11 protein-coding genes and 1 pseudogene are annotated in these 6,798 nt (G+C 65.5%); 7 read left to right on the plus strand and 5 right to left on the minus strand.

Annotated features, from left to right (window positions below; all coding sequences use genetic code 11):
* Positions 1-343: nucleoside recognition domain-containing protein (locus tag ACIQ42_RS13985; protein WP_397422861.1), on the plus strand; the 343-nt coding region annotated here is incomplete at its 5' end.
* Positions 344-441: 98 nt separating this feature from the next.
* Positions 442-765 (plus strand): hypothetical protein, encoded by a 324-nt coding sequence (locus ACIQ42_RS13990; protein WP_397422862.1) that lies wholly within the window; start codon positions 442-444, stop codon positions 763-765.
* On the opposite strand, the gene ACIQ42_RS13995 is transcribed toward ACIQ42_RS13990, so the two are convergent.
* From ACIQ42_RS13995 to hppD, 5 genes are read right to left on the minus strand one after another with little or no spacing between them, the layout of a single operon-like run.
* A complete protein-coding gene (locus ACIQ42_RS13995; RefSeq protein WP_397422864.1) occupies positions 762-1,232 on the minus strand; it encodes a MarR family winged helix-turn-helix transcriptional regulator in 471 nt (156 codons plus the stop codon). The genes ACIQ42_RS13990 and ACIQ42_RS13995 overlap by 4 nt on opposite strands.
* On the minus strand, positions 1,229-2,233 hold the full coding sequence (locus tag ACIQ42_RS14000; RefSeq protein ID WP_397422866.1) for a fumarylacetoacetate hydrolase family protein: 1,005 nt from the start codon (positions 2,231-2,233) through the stop codon (positions 1,229-1,231). Before ACIQ42_RS14000 ends, ACIQ42_RS13995 begins: the two co-directional genes overlap by 4 nt.
* Positions 2,230-2,511 (minus strand): hypothetical protein, encoded by a 282-nt coding sequence (locus ACIQ42_RS14005; RefSeq protein WP_397422867.1) that lies wholly within the window; start codon positions 2,509-2,511, stop codon positions 2,230-2,232. Before ACIQ42_RS14005 ends, ACIQ42_RS14000 begins: the two co-directional genes overlap by 4 nt.
* Positions 2,508-3,641 carry a homogentisate 1,2-dioxygenase gene (locus ACIQ42_RS14010; RefSeq protein WP_397422869.1) on the minus strand — a complete coding sequence of 378 codons (1,134 nt, stop codon included), beginning with the start codon at positions 3,639-3,641 and terminating at the stop codon, positions 2,508-2,510. Before ACIQ42_RS14010 ends, ACIQ42_RS14005 begins: the two co-directional genes overlap by 4 nt.
* Positions 3,642-3,647: 6 nt before the next feature.
* Positions 3,648-4,751, minus strand: a complete 1,104-nt coding sequence (hppD, locus tag ACIQ42_RS14015; protein WP_397422870.1) for a 4-hydroxyphenylpyruvate dioxygenase — start codon at positions 4,749-4,751, stop codon at positions 3,648-3,650.
* A gap of 117 nt (positions 4,752-4,868) precedes the next feature.
* On the opposite strand from hppD, the pseudogene ACIQ42_RS14020 reads away from it, so the two are divergent.
* The 5 genes and pseudogenes from ACIQ42_RS14020 to ACIQ42_RS14040 all read left to right on the plus strand — a co-directional run.
* Positions 4,869-5,024: pseudogene (locus ACIQ42_RS14020) on the plus strand (YqaA family protein); the annotation flags it as partial.
* A 24-nt stretch (positions 5,025-5,048) separates the two neighbouring features.
* The gene (locus ACIQ42_RS14025) at positions 5,049-5,177 is read left to right on the plus strand and encodes a hypothetical protein (RefSeq protein ID WP_397422872.1); all 129 of its coding nucleotides are present in this window, start codon (positions 5,049-5,051) and stop codon (positions 5,175-5,177) included.
* 27 nt (positions 5,178-5,204) lie between these two features.
* A complete protein-coding gene (locus ACIQ42_RS14030) occupies positions 5,205-5,711 on the plus strand; it encodes a disulfide bond formation protein B (RefSeq protein ID WP_397422874.1) in 507 nt (168 codons plus the stop codon).
* Complete coding sequence (locus tag ACIQ42_RS14035; protein WP_397422876.1) at positions 5,711-6,271, plus strand: demethoxyubiquinone hydroxylase family protein; 561 nt, start codon at positions 5,711-5,713, stop codon at positions 6,269-6,271. The genes ACIQ42_RS14030 and ACIQ42_RS14035 overlap by 1 nt, the downstream gene beginning before the upstream one ends.
* 98 nt (positions 6,272-6,369) lie before the next feature.
* Positions 6,370-6,654, plus strand: coding sequence for a hypothetical protein (locus ACIQ42_RS14040; RefSeq protein WP_397422878.1), 285 nt, complete (start codon positions 6,370-6,372; stop codon positions 6,652-6,654).
* Positions 6,655-6,798 lie beyond the last annotated feature (144 nt).

Here is a 6,798-nt window from a genome sequence, read left to right on the forward strand (position 1 = left end):
CCCCATCGGCTTCAACTGGCAGATGGTGGTGGCGCTGATCCCCGGCTTTGCCGCGCGCGAAGTGGCGGTGGCGGCGCTCGGCACTGTTTATGCCGTAGCGGAGGCCGAGGCCAATGTGGGCGCGCTCGGCGCGCGCCTGGCCGAGCAGTGGTCGCTGGCCACCGGCCTCTCATTCCTCGCCTGGTATATCTTCGCGCCTCAGTGCGCCGCCACCCTGGGCGTGGTGAAGCGCGAAACCAACTCCTGGGCCTGGACTGGCGTCATGCTGGTCTACATGACCGCACTGGCCTACCTGGCCTCGTTCGTCGTCTACCGGGGCGCGGTCGCGCTGGGGTGGGGGTGAACGCCCGCGAGGCCTGAAACGCCAGGTTGTCTTAATGTCATCTTTTCCGTGCGCCTTAACCCGCCGATAAATGCACCGGGCGCAAGCTCTGTTGCACCATGCAGATCCCGCAAAACATCCAGGCCGACGCCCCGACAGCAAAACGCTCGATCCGCGTCAAACCCGCCACCTGCAAACGCGTCCGCGAGGCCCTGCTCTCACTCGGCGGCGAAGCGCACCGTTCGATGGTGATCGAACACGTGGCCCGCAATCTTGGCCACGATGTTCGCCAGATCCCCGAAGAACTGCAACAGGAGGTGATCGTCTCGTTCGAGGCGACCTGGCGCGATGAACGCAAGCGCGCGGCCTTCGGCTTCCACCTGCCATTCGGCGAGGGCTCCCACCGCTGGGGCATCATGCGCGAGGAAGCGTTCGCCGCCTAAAGCGGCTGGCCCGCCGCCGCCTGCAGCCTCGCCAGCAGCCGCTTCAGTAACTCGACCTCCTCCGGCGCCAGTCCGGCGATCAGGGTTGCCTCATAGGCCAGAGCCAGCGGCGCGATCTCGGCATAAAGACTGCGGCCCGCCGCCGTCAGCGTCAGCATGTGGCTGCGACCATCGGCCTTGTTCCGGGTGCGCCCGATAAGGTGCCGTTTGACCAGTCCCTGGGCGGCGCGGCTCACGGTGACCTTGTCCATCATGGTGCGGGCCACAATCTGAACCTGGGTCAGCCCCCTATCCTCGGCCAGTACGCACACCAGCCGCCACTGCGGGATCGACAGGCCGAACCGGTCTTCATAGGCCCGCGCGATCAGGCCGGAGACCGCGTTGGACGCGACCGACAGCCGATAGGGCAGATAGCTGTCCAGCTGCAGCGTGGTCTCGCCGCCCATTCCCGGCGCATTGGCGTTCATGACCCGGCGACGACCTGCTCGATGGCTCCGAAGATGGACGCCCGCTTGCTATCGACCATCTCGATCCGCACCGTATCGCCGGCCTTCAGGAAGGGGGTTACAGGCGCACCGCCGGTCAGGGTTTCCACCGTGCGCACCTCGGCCAGGCAGGCATAGCCAGCCCCACCCTCGGAGATCGGCTTGCCCGGTCCTCCGTCAGGCCCGCGATTGGACACCGTCCCCGAACCCACGATCGTACCGGCGCTCAGGGCCCGGGTGCGGGCGGCGTGGGCGACAAGGGTTCCGAAGTCGAAGGTCATGTCGACGCCCGCGTCCGGTTCGCCCATGGGCTTTCCATTCAGTTCAACTTCCAGCTTGCCGCCAAGCTTGCCGTCTTTCCAGGTCGGCAGGGCGTCCGGCGTCACGGCGACCGGTGAAAAGGCTGAGGCAGGCTTTGACTGGAAAAAACCGAACCCCTTCGCCATCTCGCCCGGGATCAGGTTGCGCAAGGACACGTCGTTGCACAGCAGGACCAGCCGGATCGCCGCCAGGGCCTCGTCGCGCGTGGCGCCCAGCGGCACATCGCCGGTGATCACGGCCACCTCGCCTTCAAGATCGCATCCCCAGGCCTCGTCGGCCAGCGGGATCGGGTCCCGCGGGCCCAGGAACCCGTCCGACCCGCCCTGATACATAAGAGGATCCGTCCAGAAACTCGTCGGCATCTCCGCAGCCCGGGCCTGACGCACCAGGGCCACATGGTTCACATAGGCCGAGCCATCGGCCCACTGGTAGGCGCGCGGGAGGGGGCTTGCCGCCTCATGCTCATGGAACCGGGCCTTCGGCACCGAGCCGTGCTCCAGGCTCTCCGCCAGGCCGCGAAGTTCCGGTTCGCACCGCTCCCAGTCGTCCAGCGCCGCCTGCAGGGTCAGCGCAATGCGGTCGGCCGGCGAGTACCACGCGAGATCGTTGGAAACCACCACCAGGCGGCCATCCCGGCCCCCCTTCAACGACGCCAGCTTCATTCGTTGCTCCCTCCGGTTTCTTTTGTGATGACTCGAGTCAGCCGCACGCCGTCCTCGAACGCGCGCGCCTCATAGACCGACACTTCGACGCGGATGTCACCGCCCGTTTCGTGTTCCCACAGATAGGTGCGTTCGAAGCAGACTTCGCGGCCGCCCGGGGTGAAGCCCTCGAAGGTGTCGCCCCAGGGGGTCAATTTGACCAGTTCACGCCAGCCCAGCGTCATGGCGCGGTCAAGTTCGTCCTCGGCAGCCTCCAGGAGATCTGTCTCGAAACTCATCCCGTCTGCCAGCTGTCGACATAGGCCGGGTTCTCCACCGCCGAGGCCGCGTCACCCACCTCCAGCGGATCACGGGTGTCGATCATGACCGCATACTCGTCAGTGGCGACTTTCGGCTGAACCAGCATGGACTTCAACGCCTTCGGGTGCGGGCCGTGGGTGAATCCGCTGGGATGGAATGTCATCATTCCGGCCTCGATGTGGTCACGGCTGAAGAAGTCGCCGGCGTGGTAGAACAGCACCTCGTCGAAGTCGTCGTTGTTGTGGAAGAACGGCACCTTCAGCGCACCAGGATCTGTCTCGAACGGTCGAGGCGCAAATGTGCACACCACGAAGCGGTCCGACAGGAAGGTCGAGTGTACGCTGGGCGGCAGGTGATAGCGGTGGCTCACCACCGGGCGGATATGGCGGACGTTCAGGCGCACAGGCGCCAGGTCACCGTGCCACCCCACCGCGTCCAGCGGATTGTAGGGGTAGGTGGCCACCGAAACCTGGCTACGCTTCTTGATCTCGACCCGCACCTCGCCGGGCTCGTCCTGATGGGCCCTGAAGACGGTGTCCATCTGGGGGGTGTCCAGCATGGCCGGATCGAACTGGGCATGGCCGCCCATCAGGCCGCGGTCCGGCAGCCTGTAGTGGGTGTTGGTAGCCTCGATCATCAGGATCGCGCAGGGCTCCGAGGGCGCCAGTCGCCACATCGTGCCGCGCGGGAGATAGAGGTAGTCACCGGTCTCGTAGGCGATCCGGCCATAGTCGCAGAACAGGTCGCCCCTGCCCTGATGGACGAACAGAAGTTGGTCGCCATCCGCATTGCGGGCCAAAGCCGGCATGGCTTCGACGATTTTCCAGAAGCGCACCTCGGTGGCCTTGTTGTGCAGCACCACCGCCGCGCCCCATGGCGAGGCCTGGGCGCCCTTCAGCCGGTTCAGGTCAAAAGCACGCGGGCGCAGCGGCCCCTCGAACCGCGTCCAGCCGGTGGGTGGCCTGCGGTGATGCAGGAACGCGGCAGGGCCGAAGAATCCCTCCTTGGAGATCTCGCGCTCATAGGTGCCGTCAGGCATGTCGGCATGTGCCTGGCGCGAGTGCGACCCCTGCGCGCCCCGGACCGGTATCCAGTCACCCTTGGCCATTGCGGATTACCCTTGAGACGGCGCCGGCAGCACCCCGCGGCGAATCTGATCCAGTTCGATGGACTCGAACAGGGCCTTGAAGTTGCCCTCGCCGAAGCCCTCATTGCCCTTGCGCTGGATCAGTTCGAAGAAGATCGGGCCGATCATGTTCTCGGTGAAGATCTGCAGCAACAGGCCCTGGCCTTCTGTCGGCGCGCCGTCGATCAGGATCCGGTCGGCGCGCAGTCGCGCCACATCCTCACCATGGCCAGGCACACGTGCGTCGATCCCGTCGAAATAGGTGTCGATAGTGTCCTGGAAGGACACACCGCGTTGCCGCATCGCTTCGACGGAGGCGTAGATGTCGTCTGCGCCCAGCGCGATGTGCTGGATGCCCTCGCCCTTGTAGTCGCGCAGGAACTCCTCGATCTGGGAGTGCTCGTCCTGGCTCTCGTTCAGCGGGATACGGATCTTGCCGCAGGGACTGGTCATGGCCTTGGAGACCAGGGCGGTCTGTTTGCCCTCTATGTCGAAGTAGCGGATCTCCCGGAAATTGAAGATATCCTCGTAGAAGGTCGCCCAGGTCGCCATCTGACCGCGCCGGACGTTGTGGGTCAGGTGATCCAGATAGCCGAGGCCCAGAGCATTGGCCGACGCCGCCTCGGCTGCGCCCGGGATGGGTACGAAGTCCACGTCGTAGATCTCCTGCGCCCCATAGCGATCCACCAGGTAAAGGTTCGACCCACCGATGCCCTCGATGGCCGGGATGTTCAGCTCCATCGGCCCGACCGGGCCCACGACCGCCCTGGCGCCCCGCGCCACCGCCATCTCCAGCGCCCGCGCAGCATCACGCACCCGGAAGGCCATGGCATTGGCCGACGGCCCATGGATCTCGCGAAACGCCGCCGCCTGCCCTGACGGTTCCATGTTCAGGATGAAGTTGATGTCGCCCTGACGAAACCGCAGCACGTTCTTTGACCGGTGACGGGACACCGCCGTGAAGCCCATCTTCTCGAACAGACCCTTCAGGCGTTCGGGCGCGGGCGAGGTGAACTCGACAAACTCGAAGCCGTCCGTGCCCAGCGGATTTTCAAACAGGTCACGGCTTGCGCCAGCAGTTTGGACGGTCATGGCAACGCTCCCGGTGTTTTGCCTTTAGTATCATTTGCAACCAAATCCGGAAAGAGCCAGGACACCTGGCGCGGCGCCTGCCAGCTGGGGCGCTCGAGCGAGTCGCCTGGATCGCCAGTGTTCCGACAGATGTACGACCGGGTGATGCGACTGGCCGCAACCCGACACGCGCCCACGGCCCTGGCCGTCATCTCGTTTGCCGAAAGCTCGTTCTTTCCCATCCCGCCGGACGCCCTGTTGGGACCCATGGTGCTGGCGCGCAGGGAGCGCACCTAGGTCTACGCGACCCTTTGCGCTGTGGCGGCCGTTCCCAAACACTTCGGCGGCGCCATGCTCACCGAGCTTGAAAAGCGGATAAATCTCTACTCGATCATTCTGCTGGGCCTGCTGATCGCGCTCATTCTTGTCCTGAAGGTCTTCCTGTAGGCGAAGCTTGAGCACATATTCAGACCAATGCTGAACCCCTTGCTCGAACGCTGGCGACTGTGCGCCGTTCTGATCGCCGCAGGCATGCTGGCGACGGCCCATGCCTTCGAGACTTTCGGGGGCCTGGCGCCTTGCACGCTGTGCCTTCGGCAGCGCGAAGTCTATTGGGCCATCCTGACCTTGGGGCTGATCGCCATGATCGTCGTCCGGATGCCGGGCGGGCCAAGATGGCGCGGGCTAACCTGCTGGGGGCTGGCTGCGCTTTTTGTCTTGAGTTGCGCGGTTGCAGCCTACCACGCCGGAGCGGAATGGAAGTTCTGGCCCGGCCCGCAGGCCTGCGCCTCAAGCGGCGGCGGGGTAAGCGCGGCAGATATGGCGGCCTTCCTGGACGGTGCGAAGGTCAAGGCGCCCGCCTGCGATGAGGCGCCCTGGGTGCTGGCCGGACTTTCGATGGCCGGCTGGAACGCCGCCCTGTCTCTGGTGTTTGCGGGCCTGAGCATCGCCGCGGCTATAAGGGAACGAGGCAAGCTCTAATGGACAAGCCGATCCCACCTCGCCCCGGTCGAGGCGCCCAGAAGGCGCGGCTGGCCGAAATCCTGCGTGTGGACCACGCCGGCGAAATGGCGGCTGTCCAGATCTACCGTGGTCAACGCGCTGTACTGGGAAGCGCGGCCGGGCGGAGCCGTATCGCCGGACAGCTTGCCGAGATGGAAGCCCACGAGGCCGTGCATCTGGCGCGGTTTGACAGTCTGCTGACCGAGCACAGGGTTCGTCCGACCGCGTTCGCGCCACTCTGGCGGCTGGCCGGCTTCGCTCTGGGCGCAGGCACAGCCTTGCTGGGTGAAAAGGCGGCTCACGCTTGCACAGAGGCGGTCGAGACCGTCATCGAGGCGCACTATGCGGGCCAGATCGACGAACTCGCCGAGCGCGAGCCGGCCCTGGCCGCCGAGCTATCGCAGTTCCGGAACGAGGAACTGGCCCATCGCGATCAGGCGGTGAACGAGGGCGCTCACGAGGCCCCGGGCTATGGCCTTCTCGCGGCGGTGATCCGCACCGGATGCCTTACCGCCATCAGGATCAGCGAGAAAATCTGATCCTTCCGGATCGGGATCGGGACGACTCAAGAAATCTTCAGATAAGGAGTGGCCAGACCACTTAAGTTCTGCTTTTGTTCACTTCAGGGAGTCGCACCATGGCGGACGGAAGCAGGCAGCTTGTACAGGAAATGGCCTATGGCGAGGCGCGCCTCGGCTGGGCCACCCAGGCGCGGTCAAGCCTCTGGGCGCGGTGCGCCTGTGGTCGCGAGGCGGTGATCAACCCGCGTCCCTGGATTGCCCAGGGTTTGGGCCGCCAGACACTGCATGATCTGGAAGACCGACTCCGCTGCCAGTGCGGCGCGCGTCGCGCAGGTCTGGAAATCCGCGGTCTCGCCCAGGCGCCCCACGGCGGCGCCGGGGGCATCCACATTTTCAGATAGCCTGGAATCAAAAACGCCCGGGTCGAGGGCCCGGGCGTTCCTGAAAAGCTTCGTCCCGTATCAGGCGACGGCGAGGCTGCGCTGGCGGCGCAGCATCACGCCCAGGCCGGCACAGCCCATGATCATCATCGCCCAGGTCGCCGG

The organism is Phenylobacterium sp. (assembly GCF_044372605.1).
Classification (GTDB): Bacteria; Pseudomonadota; Alphaproteobacteria; order Caulobacterales; family Caulobacteraceae; genus Phenylobacterium.

What these genes read in the sequence shown, in the direction of transcription:
- ACIQ42_RS14035 (WP_397422876.1), top strand. Translation starts at nt 5,711, where the DNA reads ATGGACAAGCCGATCCCACCTCGCCCCGGTCGAGGCGCCCAGAAGGCG.
- ACIQ42_RS14010 (WP_397422869.1), bottom strand. Translation starts at nt 3,641, where the DNA reads ATGGCCAAGGGTGACTGGATACCGGTCCGGGGCGCGCAGGGGTCGCAC.
- ACIQ42_RS14000 (WP_397422866.1), bottom strand. Translation starts at nt 2,233, where the DNA reads ATGAAGCTGGCGTCGTTGAAGGGGGGCCGGGATGGCCGCCTGGTGGTG.
- ACIQ42_RS14005 (WP_397422867.1), bottom strand. Translation starts at nt 2,511, where the DNA reads ATGAGTTTCGAGACAGATCTCCTGGAGGCTGCCGAGGACGAACTTGAC.
- ACIQ42_RS14030 (WP_397422874.1), top strand. Translation starts at nt 5,205, where the DNA reads ATGCTGAACCCCTTGCTCGAACGCTGGCGACTGTGCGCCGTTCTGATC.
- hppD (WP_397422870.1), bottom strand. Translation starts at nt 4,751, where the DNA reads ATGACCGTCCAAACTGCTGGCGCAAGCCGTGACCTGTTTGAAAATCCG.
- ACIQ42_RS13995 (WP_397422864.1), bottom strand. Translation starts at nt 1,232, where the DNA reads ATGAACGCCAATGCGCCGGGAATGGGCGGCGAGACCACGCTGCAGCTG.
- ACIQ42_RS13990 (WP_397422862.1), top strand. Translation starts at nt 442, where the DNA reads ATGCAGATCCCGCAAAACATCCAGGCCGACGCCCCGACAGCAAAACGC.
- ACIQ42_RS14040 (WP_397422878.1), top strand. Translation starts at nt 6,370, where the DNA reads ATGGCGGACGGAAGCAGGCAGCTTGTACAGGAAATGGCCTATGGCGAG.